The following is a 15823-nucleotide window of genomic DNA, read 5'->3' on the forward strand; positions in this document are numbered from 1 at the left end:
TCGGTGATGCCTTCGCCCGTTGTGCTCAATCTCAGTCCAGGGGCAGGTTTCAGGCCATTCTCAAGTTGGTATTAACGCCTTTATATATAAGGTGAAGTTCAGCGCCTAAGGACTAATACCCAGGATATAGCCGGACAAAAAAAGGCCTTGATAATCAAGGCCCTGGTTTTTTCAGTGGAAGGGGGAAGGACGGCGAAAACTTAAGTTATATACACACAATTAATGGTGTGCCGCGAGCTCAGGCAATGGGTTGCCACTGCCCGACCATGTGTTTGAGGTCTTGTGCACCGATCAGCCGCAACTCACCACTGGACCCCGCCGCACTCGCCAGCAAGGTCACCTCACTGGGCAGGCGCACCGGTTTACGAAAGTGCACGGCGATCTCAAGGTTGGCCTTGGGCAAATGATCGCCCAGCGCCGCGAGCGTTCGCGCCTTGTTCCACAAACCATGGGCGATCGCTGTTGGAAAGCCAAACAGCCTGGCACTGGCCGCACTCAGGTGAATCGGGTTGTAGTCGCCGGACACTTTGGCGTATTGCCGACCGATATCGACCGGGGCTTTCCAGCGCGCCACCTCCACCAGCGATTGCGACGGCTCCCAGGTCTGCTCGGCCGGCTCGCCCTCAAGTTTCACACCGCGACAGAGCATCTGGCTTTCGGCTTCCCACAACGGCCCGAGCTGATCATCCAGGGTGGTCAGCAGATCGAACGTCGCACCTTTGGGATGCGCTTGCAGATTCGTCACGCGCACGCTGACCTGCGCCCGACCGATCCCACCCATCGGGCGCAACACGCGAATGCGGTTGCTCAGATGAATCAGCCCCAACAGCGGGAACGGAAATGCTTTGGCGGTGAGCAATTGCATCTGCAATGCAAAGGCGAGGATGTGCGGATACGTCGGCGGCAATAGACCGTCATCGACGAATCCGCAGACCTTGCGATAGCCTGCCAGGCGTTGGCCATCGACATCGACCCAACAGCGCAAGCCGCTGTCGGGTAATTGGGTGCCGGTGATTTTGCGTCGCGTCGCCGCCCGTGCGTAGAGCCCGGGCAGACTCGGTTCGCGATCCAGCGTATGCCATTCCATGCTCATGCCTAAGCCCCCAGAACGCTTTGTCCACAGACGCGCAGTGCCTGCCCGGTGAATGCGCCGGTGCCCGGTTGCGCCAGCCACGCGACGGCTTCGGCGACGTCTTGCGGTAAACCGCCCTGACCGAGCGAACTCATGCGCCGGCCCGCCTCACGCAGGCCAAACGGAATGTGTGCAGTCATTTGCGTTTCGATAAAACCGGGCGCAACGGCGTTGATGCTGATGCCGCGTTCCAGCAGTGTCGGTGCCCAGGCCTGCGCAAGACCAATCAGCCCGGCCTTGCTCGCGGCGTAGTTGGTTTGCCCGCGATTGCCGGCAATGCCGCTGATCGAGGCCAGCAGAATCACCCGCGCGTTGTCGTGCAGCGTGCCGCTGTCGAGCAGTGCCTGGGTCAGCACTTGCGGCGCGTTGAGGTTGACCGCCAGCACTGCATCCCAAAATTCCGGGGTCATATTGGCCAAGGTTTTGTCGCGGGTGATGCCGGCGTTGTGCACCAGAATATCGAGGCCGTCAGGCAGTTGTCCGATCAGTTGCGTGGCGGCGTCGGTGGCGCAGATATCCAGGGTAATCGCGCGGCCGCCGAGGCGGGCGGCGAGGGCTTCCAGATCGGTCTTCGCCGGCGGCACGTCGAGCAGGATCACCTCGGCGCCGTCGCGCGCCAGGGTCTCGGCAATCGATGCGCCGATACCGCGAGCCGCACCAGTGACCAGCGCCTTGCGTCCGGCCAGCGGCCGTGTCCAGTCAGTCACTGGCGTCGCACAAGCCGTCAGGCGGATCACCTGGCCGGACACGAACGCACTTTTCGGCGAGAGGAAAAACCGCAGCGGGCCTTCCAGTTGATCTTCGGCGCCCTCACCGACGTAGATCAATTGCAGCGTGCCGCCGCTGCGCAGTTCCTTGGCCAGCGAACGGAAAAACCCTTCCAGCGCTCGTTGCGCACTGGCAGCAAACGGATCACTGAGGGTTTCCGGCGCACGGCCAAGAATCACCAGATGGGCGCTATGCTCTAGATTCTTCATCAACGGCTGGAAGAATTCGCGCAGTTGCTTGAGCTGGTTGGTGTGCAGCAGTTCGCTGGCGTCGAACACCACGGCTTTGAGTTTCGGGCCGTGGCCGGGAATCCATTCGGTGGCGGTTGCCGGTTGTTCGCCGTAACGGTAGATGCCGTCGGTCAAACGGTTGGCGAAGGCACTGACGCGCTCCGCCAGCGGCCCGCCGCCGATCAGCAGCGCCCCTTCCACCGGCCGCAGGCGCCCGGCCTGCCAGCGTTCCAGCCGCACCGGCGACGGCAGGCCCAGCGCCCCGACCAGGCGATGGCCGATGGACGAGTTGGCGAAGTCGATATAGCGGTCAGACATGGAACGCTCTCCAGAAGTTGGGGTTCAAAGTGTGGACTACCGATGGCAATCAATCGTTCGATCCACGCAATAAGGCCTACGCTAGAACAGCAGAGTAGTTTGCCCCCGGCGTTTGTGTTGCCGAACCCACATTCAGAAACACAGCTGACCCCTGTAGGAGTGAGCCTGCTCGCGATAGCGGTGTATCAGTCAAGAAATGTTTATCTGACCCACCGCTATCGCGAGCAGGCTCACTCCTACAGGGGATTGGCGTGAATTCAAACCTTCGGAAAAGGAGTTATTCATGAGTCAGCTGCGCCGCGTCGCGATCATTGGCGGTAACCGTATCCCTTTCGCCCGTTCCAACGGGCCGTACGCTACGGCCAGCAATCAGGCGATGCTCACCGCCGCCCTTGAGGGCCTGATCGAACGCTACAACCTGCATGGCCAGCGCATCGGTGAAGTGGTGGCGGGCGCGGTGCTGAAATTGTCACGAGATATGAGTCTGACCCGTGAATGCGTGCTCGGCTCACGTCTGTCACCCCCCACGCCCGCCTATGACATTCAGCAAGCCTGCGGCACCGGTCTGGAAGCGGCGATTCTGGTGGCGAACAAGATCGCCCTCGGCCAGATCGAGAGCGGCATCGCCGGCGGCGTCGACACCACCTCGGACGCGCCGATCGGTGTCAGCGAAGGCCTGCGCAGAATCCTCCTGCAAGCCAACCGCGCCAAGACCACCGGCGACAAACTGAAAACCTTTCTGCAACTGCGCCCCAAACATCTGATTCCCGACTTTCCACGCATCGGCGAACCACGCACTGGGCTGTCGATGGGCGAGCACTGTGAATTGATGGCGCAGACCTGGCAGATCCCGCGTGAAGAGCAGGATCAACTGACCCTCGGAAGTCATCACAAACTCGCCGCGTCCTACAGCGAAGGCTGGCACAACGACCTGATGACGCCGTTCCTTGGTCTAACCCGCGACAACAACCTGCGCCCGGACCTGACCCTGGAAAAACTCGCGACGCTGAAACCGGCCTTTGAAAAAAGCGCCAAAGGCACGTTGACGGCAGGCAACTCCACGCCGCTGACCGATGGCGCGTCGGTGGTATTGCTCGGCAGTGAGGAATGGGCGAAGGAACGGGGTTTGCCAATTCTCGCGTATCTGCGCGATGGCGAAGCGGCGGCAGTGGATTTCGTCAACGGCGCCGAAGGGCTGCTGATGGCGCCGGTGTATGCCGTGCCACGGGTGCTGGCACGCAACGGGCTGACCTTGCAGGATTTTGACTACTACGAAATTCATGAAGCGTTCGCGGCGCAAGTGCTGTGCACGCTGAAGGCCTGGGAAGATCCCGAATACTGCAAAACCCGTTTGGGACTCGACGCGCCGTTGGGTTCGATTGATCGTAGCCGGCTGAACGTGAAGGGCAGTTCGCTGGCGGCCGGGCATCCGTTTGCGGCGACCGGTGGGCGCATCGTGGCGAACCTGGCGAAGTTGCTGGACGCAGCGGGGAAGGGCCGGGGCCTGATCTCGATTTGCGCGGCGGGCGGGCAGGGTGTCACCGCCATCATCGAACGCTGACGCTGAAAGAGCCCCTAACCCTCCCGAAACGTCGGACCGCCCAAAGGGAGAGGGGACTGATTGTGGGATGCTTCGGAGTTACACCGACCTGAGAGAGTCGTGCTGAATCCGGAATCGAACTGATTTGGAGAATTCTGCCAAGCCATATTCGACGCGGTATTTCAGGTCGATGCATAACGCCAGACACCTCGGTCAGCCCCCTCTCCCTCAGGGAGAGGGCTGGGCGGGCGGCGTTCCGATGAGGGTGGCTTTTGAGGTTCAGGTACGAAACCGTCTGACCAACCCATCCAACTCATTCGACAACCCCGCCAGACTCTGCGAATCCAGGCGCGCCGAGTTGGCCAGTTCCGCCACCAACTGCGCATCCCCGTGAATCTGGCTGATGTGCCTGTTGATGTCCTCAGCTACCTGATGTTGTTCTTCGGCGGCGGTGGCGATCTGCGTGTTCATGTCACGGATCACGTCCACCGACTCGCGGATCTGCCCGAAACTCTCGCGCGCCTCGCCGATACGCGTCACCGATTGCTGCGAAACCTGCAGGCTGGCGTGCATCTGCTGCGTGACCTGGCTGGTGCGCTTGGCCAGATTGCCGAGCAAAGCGTCGATTTCTGCCGTCGAATCCGCCGTGCGTTTGGCCAGTGCGCGCACCTCATCGGCGACCACGGCAAAACCACGGCCCTGCTCACCGGCGCGCGCTGCTTCGATGGCGGCGTTGAGCGCCAGCAGGTTGGTCTGCTCGGCGATGGAGCGGATGGTGCCGAGGATCGACTGGATATCGTTGCTGTCACGCTCCAGTTGCTGCATAGACTGCGCCGATTGCTCCAGCTCCTGGCTTAGTTGGTCGACGCTGTTTACCGCCGCATCAATCTGCTGCTGACCTTGGCGGGCCTGCCGCTGGCCGCTGTCGGCCGAATCCGCTGCCTGACTGCACGAGCGTGCGACTTCGTTGGCGGTGGCGACCATTTCGTGGAACGCGGTCGAGACCATGTCCACGGCTTCACGCTGACGCCCGGCGGCTTCGGCCATGTCGCTTGAGACGCGGGTCGAACTCTGCGAGGTCGCGAGGATTTTCCCGGCGGCGCCGCCGATATGCTGAATCAGGCTGCGGATCGCGGTGAGGAACTGATTGAACCAGTTGGCCAGTTGCGCGGTTTCGTCGTTGCCTCGGATATCGAGGTTTTTGGTCAGGTCGCCTTCGCCCTGCGCGATGCCTTCCAGGCCACTGGCGACGCTGCGGATCGGCCGCACGATCAGGCTGGCAAAACTGGCGCCGACCACGGCGAATAGCACGGCCAGCACGGCGGCGATGATCGCGATCAGCCAGGTCAGTTGCGTGGCGGGCTCATCACATCGCTCTGCTTGATCAGGCCGACGAAGGTCCAGCCCAATTGCTCCGATGGCCAGACGTTGGCCATGTAGCGCTCGCCGTTAAGCTCGACTTCGACCAGGCCTTTGCCCGCCTTGGCCAGTTGCGCATAGCCTTCGCCTAGGCTGTCCAGCGGCTTGAAATTGTGTTCCGGCTGTTTCGGATCGACCAGCACCGTGCCGCTGTTTTCCAGAAGCATCAGGTAGCCGGTTTCGCCCAGCTTGATCTGTTTGACGATCTCGGTGAGCTGCTTGAGCGTCACGTCGATGCTGACCACGCCGCCGTTGCTGCCGAGTTTGTTGTCGATGGTGCGCACGGTGCTGACGTAGGTCGCATCGTCCTGCGCCCAGTAGTAAGCGGCGGTCCGCAACGGTTTGCCCGGTTTGGCCTGGGCAGCCTTGTACCACGGCCGCTGACGCGGGTCGTAGTTGTTGAGCTTCGGATCGTCCGGCCACGACACATAACCGCCGGCGGCGGTGCCAACGATGGCGTAGGCGTAAGCCGGGTGGGCGTTGCCCAGGTCCTGGAGGAACGCGAAGACCTTTTTGTCCATCTCGCCTTGCGGGATGGATTCGGCGTTGGCGCTCATGTAGGTCTTGAGGCTGTCGTCGGTGTTTTTGATCAGCGGCTGCGACGCCAGGTAATCGACGTTCTGGCTGATGCCATCAAAAAACAGCTGCATGGCATTGCTGACCTGACGAATTTCGCGACCGCTGCTGTCGACAAAACTGTCCCGGGCATCGCTGCGCAGGTTCATCACCACCAGCGTTGCGACTAGCACCACCGGCAAGCAGGCGATGATTGCAAACGCCCACGTCAATTTCTGTTTGATGTTCATCCGCGCTCCAGATTTTCTTGTAGGCCCACGCAGTGCAGATGACTTGTGGTTTATTGGCAGCCGAAAACGTTGTGGATCACCCGTATCCCCGAGCACGGCATCGTTGATTGTTGTGGAACGATTGTCGGACAAATCCCTCTGTCATTGAGGGCTTCGGCTGCAAAACAGGGAAATTGAGGCGACTTTGCAAAAAACTGCCGAGGGGACAACAGCCGGATGTCAGATTCTGTCGCAAATGCCCTTGAAGACATGTACCAACAAGTACAACAGCCTCGGCTATGATTCCCCACGGTCGATGCGCGAGCGCAGAGTTGGCCCTGTTTAATCCGGCACAGTGTGTGCATTCTCAACGTTCACAGGTCGGCAACCCCTCCCCGTGATGCGAGGATTGCCGTATAACGAGTGACATTCGCGTGTTTGGTAATAAAGGACCCACAATAAAAGCTGATGAAGACTCCAAAACGCATTGAACCCCTGATCGAGGACGGTCTGGTCGACGAAGTGCTGCGCCCACTGATGAGTGGTAAAGAAGCAGCTGTTTATGTGGTGCGCTGCGGCAATCAGTTACGTTGCGCAAAGGTCTACAAGGAGGCGAACAAACGCAGTTTCCGCCAGGCGGCCGAGTATCAGGAAGGCCGCAAGGTGCGCAACAGCCGACAGGCTCGCGCAATGGCGAAAGGCTCCAAGTTCGGTCGCAAAGAGACCGAAGATGCCTGGCAGAACGCCGAAGTGGCGGCGCTGTTCCGTCTGGCCGGCGCCGGCGTGCGGGTGCCCAAACCGTACGATTTCCTCGACGGCGTGCTGTTGATGGAACTGGTGGCCGACGAGTTCGGCGACGCCGCGCCGCGTCTCAATGACGTGGTGCTGGAGCCGGATCAGGCGCGCGAGTATCACGCGTTCCTGATTTCGCAGATCGTGCTGATGTTGTGTACCGGTCTGGTGCACGGCGACCTGTCGGAGTTCAACGTGCTGTTGACGCCGACCGGCCCGGTCATCATCGACCTGCCGCAAGCTGTCGACGCTGCCGGCAACAACCACGCGTTCAGCATGTTGGAACGCGACGTTGGCAACATGGCTTCCTACTTCGGACGCTTTGCCCCGGAGTTGAAGCTGACCAAATACGCCAAGGAAATGTGGGCGTTGTACGAAGCTGGCACCTTGCACCCGAACAGTGTGCTGACCGGTGAGTTCGATGATCCGGAAGACCTGGCCGATGTTGGCGGAGTTCTGCGCGAGATCGAAGCGGCGCGCCTCGACGAGGAACGCAAGCAGGCCATCCGTGCATCGGACGACGAGCCGAAAGGCAAGTCTGACGAGCCACCGCCACCACCGTGGATGCAGTGATTGCTTGATGAGAAACCCGGCTTCGGCCGGGTTTTTTGTTTGATTCAGAAGCCTTACAAGCCCAGAAGCCCCTCATCGGAACGCCGCCCGCCCAGCCCTCTCCCAGAGGGAGAGGGAGCCGGCCGAGGTGTCTTGCGTCATATATCGACCTGAAAAAACGAGTCGATTATGGATTCAACGAAAAACGTTCAGGTCGGTGTACCTCCCAAATATCCCCCAATCGGTCCCCTCTCCCCCTGGGAGAGGGTTAGGGTGAGGGGCCTCTTTCGGATCCCCGCAAATTCAAGTCTACTGTCCACCGCCCCAACCACACTCAAGGACTGAATGTGACCACCCCGCGCAACACCCACCTGATCGTCACTGCCCGACTGATCTCCGATTTCGGCGCCTTCCTCAACATGGTCGCGCTGGCCACCTACGTCTACCTGCTGAGCAACAGCGCCATGAGCGTCGGGGTTTTCCTCGCCAGCCGCGTGGGCGGGGGGATTTTTGCCAGTCTGATCGGCACCGCGTTTTACCGTCGTTGCAGCGGACGCGCACCGCTGATCGCCTTCGACCTGCTGCGCGCCAGCGTGCTCGGTCTGTTGTTGATCGTGCCCGTCAGCCAACAGGCCTTGCTGTTGCCGGTGATCGCCTTCGGTCTGGGCCTGGGAAACTCGATGTTCGCCATCGGCCTCAACAGCCAGTTGCCGCGTTTGATCCACGCCGATCAGTTGCTCAAGGCCAATGCCTGGATCACCTCGGCTTCATCCGCCGCGATGGTTGGTGGCAGCCTGGTTTCAGGTTTGCTGGTAGCGGGGTTTGGTTTTGAAACGGTGTTCGCCCTGAATGCGCTGACCTATTTGCTGGCCGCGTTATTGATTGTGCCGCTGCGATTCGCGCCAGCCACAGTCAACGAAGCACCCGAGCGCGGCGAATGGTCAGCGCTCAAGCAGGGCTTGCGTGCGACGCCGGTGATTGCCGCCATGCTCGCGGTCACCATGGCCGACACCTTGGGCAGCGCCGCGCACAACGTCGGCTTTCCGATCATCTCCAAACTGCTCACCCCAGAATCGGCGAGCACCACGCTGGGCCTGATGCTCGCGGTGTGGGCCAGCGGCAAATTGCTGGGTGCGCGAATCGCCAGCCGTCTCAAAGGCCCGGACAACATCCACCTCGAACGACGGTTTTTCTTCGGTGTGGCGCTGATGTCCTGTGGCTTTATCCTGATGTTCCAGCAACACAACCTCTATGCGCTGTTGCTGTTTTCCTTGCCGGCAGGGCTGGGTGACGGCTTTTCCGAGGTCGGGCTGATGTCGCGTCTGCAGCGTGAACCCGAGCAATTGCGCCTGCCGATTTTCAGCGTGCTGACTTTGCTGCAAATGACCGGGTTCGGTATCGGCATGCTGATCGCCGCGCCGTTCTACGCGTGGTGGACGCCGGGTGCCGTGGTCATGCTGTTTCACGGCATTCCGCTCAGTACGTTGCTGCTGGTGAAAGTTCTGGCGCTCAAGCGCCGGGAGGTTGTGCGAAGCAGCCCGACGCCAGTTCCTTGAGGATCGGGCAATCGGGGCGGTGGTCGCCGTTGCAGTGCTCGACTAGGTCTTGCAGGGTGTCGCGTAATTCGCCGAGCTCGCGAATCTTCTGGTTCAACTCGTCGATGTGCTGGCGGGCCAAGGCTTTGACATCGGCGCTGGCGCGTTGGCGATCCTGCCAGAGGGTCAGCAGTTTGCCGACCTCTTCCAGGGAAAAGCCCAGATCCCGCGAGCGCTTGATGAACGCCAGCGTATGCAGGTCATCGTCACCATAGACCCGGTAACCGCTGTCGGTGCGATGCGCCGCTTTGAGCAGGCCGATCGACTCGTAATAGCGGATCATTTTCGCGCTCAGGCCACTGTGTCTGGCCGCTTGACCGATGTTCATCGGTGTTCCTCCAGGTCCTTGGGTTTCCAGGTTTTCAACAGTAACGCATTGCTCACCACGCTGACGCTCGACAGCGCCATCGCCGCGCCGGCCAGCACCGGGTTAAGGAAGCCGAACGCCGCCAGCGGAATGCCGATCAGGTTGTAGACAAAGGCCCAGAACAGGTTCTGGCGGATCTTTGCATAGGTTTTGCGACTGATCTCCAGCGCCGCCGGCACCAACCGTGGATCGCCGCGCATCAGGGTAATGCCCGCTGCGTGCATGGCCACATCTGTGCCGCCGCCCATGGCGATACCGATGTCGGCAGCGGCGAGGGCCGGGGCGTCGTTGATGCCGTCACCGACCATGGCGACCACGCCGTTTTTTTTAAGCTCGGTGACGGTCGCGGCTTTGTCCGCCGGCAGCACTTCGGCGTGGACATTGCTGATACCGAGGGCCTCGGCGACCACGCGAGCGCTGCCACGGTTGTCGCCGGTCAGCAGATGGCTGTGGATATCCTGGGCGGCGAGTTGCTGCACGGCTTCCAGTGCACCGGGTTTCAGGGTGTCACCAAAGGCGAACAAACCGAGCACTTTCGGTTCCGGGCTTTGTTCGATTAACCACGACAGGGTGCGGCCCTCGGCTTCCCAAGTCTGGGCAGATTCGCTCAGGTTGCCCGCGTTCAAAGCACTTTCTTCGAGCATCCGCCGATTGCCCAGCGCCAGACGCCGGCCTTCAAGATTGCCGGCAATGCCGCGACCGGTCAGCGATTGACTGTCGCTGACATCCGGCACGTTCAGGCCTCGTTCCGCTGCGGCATCGAGTACCGCTTTGGCCAACGGATGTTCACTGCCGCGTTGCAGCGCACCGGCCAGTTTCAGCAGCGTGTCTTCATCACCATCCACTGCACTGAAATGGGCAATGCGCGGCGTGCCGGAGGTCAGCGTGCCGGTTTTGTCGAAGACCACACTGCTGACTTCATGGGCGCGTTCCAGTGCTTCGGCGTCCTTGATCAGAATGCCGTGGCGCGCCGCTACGCCGGTGCCGGCCATGATCGCCGTCGGCGTGGCAAGCCCCAGCGCACACGGGCAGGCGATGACCAGCACCGCGACGGCGTTGATCAACGCGGTCTCCATGGGGGCGCCGTAGAGCCACCAGCCGATCAGTGTCACCAACGCGATCAGCAACACGGTTGGCACGAAGATCTGGCTGACTTTATCCACCAGTTTCTGGATCGGTGCTTTCGCGGCTTGAGCGTCCTCAACCAGACGAATGATCCGCGCCAGCACGGTTTCTGCGCCGAGCGCCAGGGTGCGCACCAGCAAGCGGCCTTCACCGTTGATCGCGCCGCCGGTGACTTTGTCTCCGGGTTGTTTCGGTACCGGCAGGCTTTCGCCGCTGATCAGTGCTTCATCGGCGTGGCTCTGGCCTTCGATGACTTCGCCGTCGACCGGGAAACGCTCGCCGGGTTTGACCAGCACCAGATCGTTCAGGCGCAAAGCGCTGATGGCGACATCCTGCTCGCGGCCGTCGATGACTTGAATCGCCCGTTCCGGACGCAACGCTTCCAGCGCGCGGATGGCACTGGCAGTCTGGCGTTTGGCGCGGCTCTCCAGGTATTTGCCGAGCAGCACCAAGGCAATGACCACCGCCGACGCTTCGAAATACAGATGCGGCATGCGCCCGGCGGCGGTGGCCCATTCGTACAAGCTCAAGCCGTAACCGGCGCTGGTGCCGAGGGCGACCAGCAAGTCCATGTTGCCAGCGCCGGCACGCACGGCTTTCCACGCCGCCACATAAAAGCGTGCACCGAAAATGAACTGCACGGGCGTGGCGAGGGCGAATTGCGCCCAGGCCGGCAGCATCCAGTGGATGCCGAACGGTTGCAGCAACATCGGCGCCACCAACGGTAGGGCGAGGGCGATGGCGCAGATCAGCGCCCAGCGTTCATGTTTCAGGCGCTGTTGTTGGTTATCGGTTTGTGGATGTTCGGCTTGCCAGATGCTGGCCGAATAACCGGCCTTGCTCACGGCCTCAAGCAGCGTTTGCGGGTCGACCTGGCCGAGCAAATCCAGATGCGCACGTTCGTTGGCCAGGTTCACGCTGACGCTTTTCACGCCCGGCACTTTGTTCAGCGCACGTTCGACGCGACCGACGCAGGAGGCGCAGGTCATGCCTTCGATATTCAATTCGATAGTCTGCTGCGGCACGCTGTAACCGGCGCGCTCAACTGCTGCCATCAAGGCCGGCAGACTGTCGCCGGGCGCCTGCACACGGGCCTGCTCGGTGGCGAGGTTGACGCTGACGGCACTGGCGCCGCTGACTTTGCTCAACGCCCGCTCGACACGCCCGGCACAACTGGCGCAGGTCATGCCGGCAATCGGCAGGTCGAAAGTGATGGAATCGGACATTGGTCGTACTCCCTGTAGTAGATGCCTACAAGGATCAACCTTGCCATGCGGGCAAGGTCAAGCGCCATTCTTTGACGCGCCGCAAAACCAACTGTGGGAGCGAGCCTGCTCGCGAAAGCGGTGGGTCAGTCAACATCATCGCTGAATGACACACCGTATTCGCGAGCAGGCTCGCTCCCACAGGTTTGTAGTTGCTTAATAGCCGAGATCGGCGCGCTTCAGGTACATGCCTTCCTGTGTCATCGCGATCCGGTACTTCTGCACATCGCCCGCCTGCAGTTTTATTTCCTGCGAACCCGGTGCGAGCAAGCCCGGATTGCAACCCGGTACCTGCCCCGGCAGTAGTTTCAGACGCAGCGATACAGTGCCCGGTGGCAGGTTGAAAGACGTGCTCTGTTCCTGAAACAGTCGCGCCGACAGCTGATCCTGGATATACACACCGATTTCGCAGGAGGTTGCCACTTCCAGGCGCTCGCGGGAGATGATCAGAACGCCGTAATCCTCACCAGCGGCTTGCACTGTAGGAATTGCGGCAAAGAGACTGAGAAAGCCAAACAGGCTGAAAGCTGACCAGCGCATGGCTGAATCTCCTGAATCGAGTCATTGATGTACGCAGCTTGGCCGAGCGCGGCGCCGATTGCCAGCCCGGCAGTTTATTGAAGAACTTGACCTTGCCATTGTGGCAAGCTCGAAACTGCCGGCAACCTCACTCAAAGGAGTCATTTCCATGCAAGTGTTCAACGTTCAAGGCATGTCCTGCGGTCACTGCGTCAAAGCAATCACCAACGCTGTGCAGGCCAAGGACCCGGCGGCCAGTGTGCGGGTTGATCTGGCTGCGAAAGAGGTCGGCGTGGAAAGCGCGCTGAGCGCCGAGCAGGTGATTGAGGTCATCAGCGAAGAAGGCTACGCAGTGAAACTCGTCTGAAATTGATCGTTAGCGAGCTATCGGAATGTTCAAGGCGTTCGGGCGCGGCTAGACTGTCGGGCTGCCGACTTGCCAACCTGGATGCCTGATGAACTTCCGTACCATTCTGATTCTCGGTGCCTTGACCGCCTTCGGGCCCTTGGCGATCGACTTCTATTTACCTGCCTTTCCCTCGATGGCGCTGGCGTTCGGCACCGACGAGAAACACGTGCAGATGACGCTGGCGGCGTATTTCGCCGGTCTGTCCATCGGCCAACTGGCTTATGGCCCGGTGGCGGACCGCTTCGGTCGACGCATCCCGTTGCTGGTGGGCCTTACGCTGTTCACCTTGGCATCCCTGGCCTGCGCTTATGCGCCAAACCTGGAATGGCTGATCGGTGCGCGTTTTGTCCAGGCCTTGGGCGGCTGTGCGGGGATGGTGATTTCCCGGGCGGTGGTCAGCGACAAATGCGACGCGGTCGGCTCGGCGAAAGTCTTTTCGCAATTGATGCTGGTGATGGGCCTGGCGCCGATTCTGGCGCCGATGCTCGGCGGTCTGTTGGTCAACACCACGGGTTGGCAGTCGATCTTCCTGGTGCTGACCGGGTTCAGTGCACTGGCCGGATTGGCGGTGGCGCTGGGGCTGCCGGAAAGTATGCCGGCGCACATGCCGCGTCAGCCGTTGTCCGGCGCGCTGCGTCAATACGGACGCTTGCTCAAGGACCGGGTTTACCTCGGCCATGCCCTGACCGGCGGCATCGCCATCGCCGGGATGTTCGCTTACATCGCGGGTTCACCGTTCATCTTCATCAAACTGTATGGCGTGCCGGCCGAGCATTTCGGCTGGTTGTTCGGCACCAACGCGGCGGGGTTCATTTTGGTGGCGCAGGTCAACGCGCGGATGTTGGCCAAGCGCGGCCCGGCGTTCCTGCTGTCGCGGGCGGTGTGGGTTTACTTCGCCGCCGGGCTGGCGTTGCTCGCGGTCAGCGCAATGCACACCGAATCGTTGTGGCCGCTGCTGATTCCACTGTTCATCTGCGTGTCGAGCCTGGGTTGCATCAGCCCGAACGCCGCCGCTTGTGCGATGAACGGGCAGGGCGCACGCGCCGGCAGTGCGTCGGCACTGCTCGGCTGCATGCAATTCAGTGTCGCCGCCGGCGCTTCGGCGCTGGTAGGGGTGTTGCACGACGGCACCGCCGTGCCGATGGCAATAGTCATCAGCCTGTGCGGTTTGCTGGTGGTGTGCGTGGCGCTGCTCACCCGCCGTCTGCAGAATGCCCGGGCACTGGCGCAAGCTCAGGCCGAGGCATAAATAACCTCAGCCGGCGGCGCGCTGCTGGCTGCGGTCGGGAATCTGATGGGGTGCGCACAGTCGCGCTTCGAGGGTGCGGGTGAAGGCCAGTGCTTCGGCTTCACTGCGGAATGTCACGGCGTGTTGGTCCAGACGAACCTGCCATTGAGACTTTGCCACTTCTTTTATCAGGATCTTCATTGCTGACCTCCCTTGCGTAAAAGATGTATCGCAGAGGCTTCGATTGTAGACCTGAATACGATCGCAATTGTGACAAGGGTCAAGCATCGGACTGACGGCAAAAAACAGCGCAGCCCCGCCGACCGCTCTAGGTTCGGCGAAGGCTGCGCTGTGCGGTTTTTTAGAAACCTTCTAAAACAATTTTCCCCTTGGCTTTGCCACTTTCAAGCAGCTCATGGGCGCGACGCAGGTTCGCCGCATTGATCGTGCCGAAATGCTCGCCCACCGTGGTCTTCAACGTCCCGGCATCAATCAGATCCGCCACACGGTTAAGCAGTTTGTGCTGCTCGATCATGTCTGGCGTCTCGAACAGCGAGCGGGTGTACATGAACTCCCAGTGCAGCGACAGGCTCTTGCGCTTGAGCTTGCTCACGTCCAGTGACTTCGGATCGTCGATCAACGCCAGTTTGCCTTGCGGCGCCAGCGCTTCGACCAGTTGATCCAGGTGCTGGTCGGTCTGGGTCAGGCTGGCGACGTGGGTCACGCTGTCGACCCCGGCGCGCTTGAGTTCTTCGCTCAGCGGCTGGCTGTGATCGATGACCAGGTCGGCGCCCAGTTCTTTGACCCAATCGCGGGTTTGCTCGCGGGATGCGGTGCCGATCACCTTCAGGCCGGTCAGTTGCCTGGCCAATTGCGTCAGGATCGAGCCAACCCCGCCGGCGGCACCGACGATCAGCAGGCTCTGGCCTTCATCGGTATTGCCTTCGCGGATTTGCAGGCGCTCGAACAACAACTCCCATGCGGTGATCGCGGTCAGCGGCAGTGCGGCGGCTTCGGCAAAACCGAGGGATTTCGGCATATGGCCGACGATGCGCTCATCCACCACGTGCAGCTCACTGTTGCCGCCGGCACGGGCGATGGAGCCGGCGTAAAAGACTTTGTCGCCGGCCTTGAACAACGTCACTTCGCTGCCAACAGCCTTGACCACACCGGCAACGTCCCAGCCCAGCACTTTCGCCGCGCCGTTTTCCGGTGCCACGTTCTGCCGCACTTTGGTGTCGACCGGGTTGACCGAAATGGCTTTGACTTCCACCAGCACGTCGCGCGGGCCGGCGACCGGTTCTGGCAGTTCGATGTCTTGCAGGGACTTGGCGTCGCTGATCGGCAGGGAAGCGTAATAGGCGATGGCTTTCATGAGTGGCTCCGTACAGGTAATAGAAGAAGGAATCAGACAATCGCGCCGAGGCGCTTGAGTTGGAAGTGTTCGATGGCGTGGCCAGCCGTTGCCTGGAAATGCTGGAAGTGCGCGCTGGCGTTGTGCGCCTCAAGAATCGCTTCGCTGGCCCAGTGTTCAATCACATAAAACACCTGCGGGTCGGCGAGGTCACGGTGCAGGTCGTACTGGCTGCAACCGGCTTCGGCGCGGCTCGGTTCAACCAGGGCGCGCAGGCCTTGTTCGAGAAGATCCTGTTGGCCGGGTTTGGCGGTCAGGGTGGCAATAGCGGTGAATGGCTGGGTCATGCTCGGCTCCAGAGAAGCGGGATGAATGCGATAGAGCGATGATTGGCTATTTCTCTGCGAGATAAAACCGGCTAAAAG

General features: G+C 61.1%; 13 protein-coding genes and 2 pseudogenes. 6 read left to right on the forward strand and 9 right to left on the reverse strand.

Features of this window, described 5'->3' with window-relative positions; genetic code table 11:
* Positions 1-238: 238 nt before the first annotated feature.
* Together ACOYXH_RS29080 and ACOYXH_RS29085 are read right to left on the reverse strand one after the other, a co-directional pair.
* Positions 239-1093: a MaoC family dehydratase gene (locus tag ACOYXH_RS29080; RefSeq protein WP_460410147.1), complete on the reverse strand. Its 855-nt coding sequence runs from the start codon at positions 1091-1093 to the stop codon at positions 239-241.
* 2 nt (positions 1094-1095) lie between these two features.
* Positions 1096-2448 carry a 3-oxoacyl-ACP reductase gene (locus ACOYXH_RS29085; RefSeq protein WP_258709192.1) on the reverse strand — a complete coding sequence of 451 codons (1353 nt, stop codon included), beginning with the start codon at positions 2446-2448 and terminating at the stop codon, positions 1096-1098.
* 283 nt (positions 2449-2731) lie between these two features.
* Between ACOYXH_RS29085 and ACOYXH_RS29090 the strand changes: the two genes are divergently transcribed.
* Complete coding sequence (locus ACOYXH_RS29090) at positions 2732-4009, forward strand: acetyl-CoA C-acetyltransferase (RefSeq protein WP_460410148.1); 1278 nt, start codon at positions 2732-2734, stop codon at positions 4007-4009.
* Positions 4010-4267: 258 nt separating this feature from the next.
* On the opposite strand, the pseudogene ACOYXH_RS29095 reads toward ACOYXH_RS29090, so the two are convergent.
* Positions 4268-6213, reverse strand: a pseudogene (locus ACOYXH_RS29095) (methyl-accepting chemotaxis protein).
* 447 nt (positions 6214-6660) lie between these two features.
* Here ACOYXH_RS29095 and ACOYXH_RS29100 point away from each other — a divergent pair.
* The gene (locus ACOYXH_RS29100) at positions 6661-7557 is read left to right on the forward strand and encodes a PA4780 family RIO1-like protein kinase (RefSeq protein WP_095047388.1); all 897 of its coding nucleotides are present in this window, start codon (positions 6661-6663) and stop codon (positions 7555-7557) included.
* A gap of 326 nt (positions 7558-7883) precedes the next feature.
* A complete protein-coding gene (locus ACOYXH_RS29105) occupies positions 7884-9092 on the forward strand; it encodes an MFS transporter (protein WP_460410149.1) in 1209 nt (402 codons plus the stop codon).
* On the opposite strand, the gene cueR is transcribed toward ACOYXH_RS29105, so the two are convergent.
* A complete protein-coding gene (gene cueR / locus ACOYXH_RS29110; protein WP_460410150.1) occupies positions 9046-9459 on the reverse strand; it encodes a Cu(I)-responsive transcriptional regulator in 414 nt (137 codons plus the stop codon). The genes ACOYXH_RS29105 and cueR overlap by 47 nt on opposite strands.
* The gene (cueA, locus tag ACOYXH_RS29115) at positions 9456-11849 is read right to left on the reverse strand and encodes a copper resistance metal-translocating P1-type ATPase CueA (protein ID WP_460410151.1); all 2394 of its coding nucleotides are present in this window, start codon (positions 11847-11849) and stop codon (positions 9456-9458) included. Before cueA ends, cueR begins: the two co-directional genes overlap by 4 nt.
* Positions 11850-11942: 93 nt before the next feature.
* Between cueA and ACOYXH_RS29120 the strand changes: the two are divergent.
* Positions 11943-12035 (forward strand): annotated as a pseudogene (locus ACOYXH_RS29120) (metal ABC transporter ATP-binding protein); the annotation flags it as partial.
* A gap of 9 nt (positions 12036-12044) precedes the next feature.
* On the opposite strand, the gene ACOYXH_RS29125 reads toward ACOYXH_RS29120, so the two are convergent.
* Positions 12045-12428, reverse strand: a complete 384-nt coding sequence (locus ACOYXH_RS29125; protein ID WP_077570848.1) for a hypothetical protein — start codon at positions 12426-12428, stop codon at positions 12045-12047.
* A 148-nt stretch (positions 12429-12576) separates the two neighbouring features.
* Here ACOYXH_RS29125 and ACOYXH_RS29130 point away from each other — a divergent pair, with 148 nt between their 5' ends.
* Together ACOYXH_RS29130 and ACOYXH_RS29135 are read left to right on the forward strand one after the other, a co-directional pair.
* Positions 12577-12774: a cation transporter gene (locus tag ACOYXH_RS29130; RefSeq protein WP_034154772.1), complete on the forward strand. Its 198-nt coding sequence runs from the start codon at positions 12577-12579 to the stop codon at positions 12772-12774.
* 88 nt (positions 12775-12862) lie between these two features.
* On the forward strand, positions 12863-14065 hold the full coding sequence (locus ACOYXH_RS29135) for a multidrug effflux MFS transporter (RefSeq protein WP_007914685.1): 1203 nt from the start codon (positions 12863-12865) through the stop codon (positions 14063-14065).
* 6 nt (positions 14066-14071) lie between these two features.
* Here the strand turns inward: ACOYXH_RS29135 and ACOYXH_RS29140 are convergent, their stop codons facing one another.
* The 3 genes from ACOYXH_RS29140 to ACOYXH_RS29150 form a co-directional block, all read right to left on the reverse strand.
* The gene (locus ACOYXH_RS29140; protein WP_007914687.1) at positions 14072-14245 is read right to left on the reverse strand and encodes a hypothetical protein; all 174 of its coding nucleotides are present in this window, start codon (positions 14243-14245) and stop codon (positions 14072-14074) included.
* A gap of 160 nt (positions 14246-14405) precedes the next feature.
* Complete coding sequence (locus ACOYXH_RS29145) at positions 14406-15419, reverse strand: zinc-binding alcohol dehydrogenase family protein (RefSeq protein WP_095047392.1); 1014 nt, start codon at positions 15417-15419, stop codon at positions 14406-14408.
* A 32-nt stretch (positions 15420-15451) separates the two neighbouring features.
* The gene (locus ACOYXH_RS29150; protein ID WP_258709196.1) at positions 15452-15745 is read right to left on the reverse strand and encodes a putative quinol monooxygenase; all 294 of its coding nucleotides are present in this window, start codon (positions 15743-15745) and stop codon (positions 15452-15454) included.
* Between the last annotated feature and the right edge of the window lie 78 nt (positions 15746-15823).

The organism is Pseudomonas sp. Mb7 (assembly GCF_054790525.1).

What these genes read in the sequence shown, in the direction of transcription:
- ACOYXH_RS29080 (WP_460410147.1), bottom strand. Translation starts at nt 1,093, where the DNA reads ATGAGCATGGAATGGCATACGCTGGATCGCGAACCGAGTCTGCCCGGG.
- ACOYXH_RS29085 (WP_258709192.1), bottom strand. Translation starts at nt 2,448, where the DNA reads ATGTCTGACCGCTATATCGACTTCGCCAACTCGTCCATCGGCCATCGC.
- ACOYXH_RS29090 (WP_460410148.1), top strand. Translation starts at nt 2,732, where the DNA reads ATGAGTCAGCTGCGCCGCGTCGCGATCATTGGCGGTAACCGTATCCCT.
- ACOYXH_RS29100 (WP_095047388.1), top strand. Translation starts at nt 6,661, where the DNA reads ATGAAGACTCCAAAACGCATTGAACCCCTGATCGAGGACGGTCTGGTC.
- cueR (WP_460410150.1), bottom strand. Translation starts at nt 9,459, where the DNA reads ATGAACATCGGTCAAGCGGCCAGACACAGTGGCCTGAGCGCGAAAATG.
- cueA (WP_460410151.1), bottom strand. Translation starts at nt 11,849, where the DNA reads ATGTCCGATTCCATCACTTTCGACCTGCCGATTGCCGGCATGACCTGC.
- ACOYXH_RS29125 (WP_077570848.1), bottom strand. Translation starts at nt 12,428, where the DNA reads ATGCGCTGGTCAGCTTTCAGCCTGTTTGGCTTTCTCAGTCTCTTTGCC.
- ACOYXH_RS29130 (WP_034154772.1), top strand. Translation starts at nt 12,577, where the DNA reads ATGCAAGTGTTCAACGTTCAAGGCATGTCCTGCGGTCACTGCGTCAAA.
- ACOYXH_RS29135 (WP_007914685.1), top strand. Translation starts at nt 12,863, where the DNA reads ATGAACTTCCGTACCATTCTGATTCTCGGTGCCTTGACCGCCTTCGGG.
- ACOYXH_RS29140 (WP_007914687.1), bottom strand. Translation starts at nt 14,245, where the DNA reads ATGAAGATCCTGATAAAAGAAGTGGCAAAGTCTCAATGGCAGGTTCGT.
- ACOYXH_RS29145 (WP_095047392.1), bottom strand. Translation starts at nt 15,419, where the DNA reads ATGAAAGCCATCGCCTATTACGCTTCCCTGCCGATCAGCGACGCCAAG.
- ACOYXH_RS29150 (WP_258709196.1), bottom strand. Translation starts at nt 15,745, where the DNA reads ATGACCCAGCCATTCACCGCTATTGCCACCCTGACCGCCAAACCCGGC.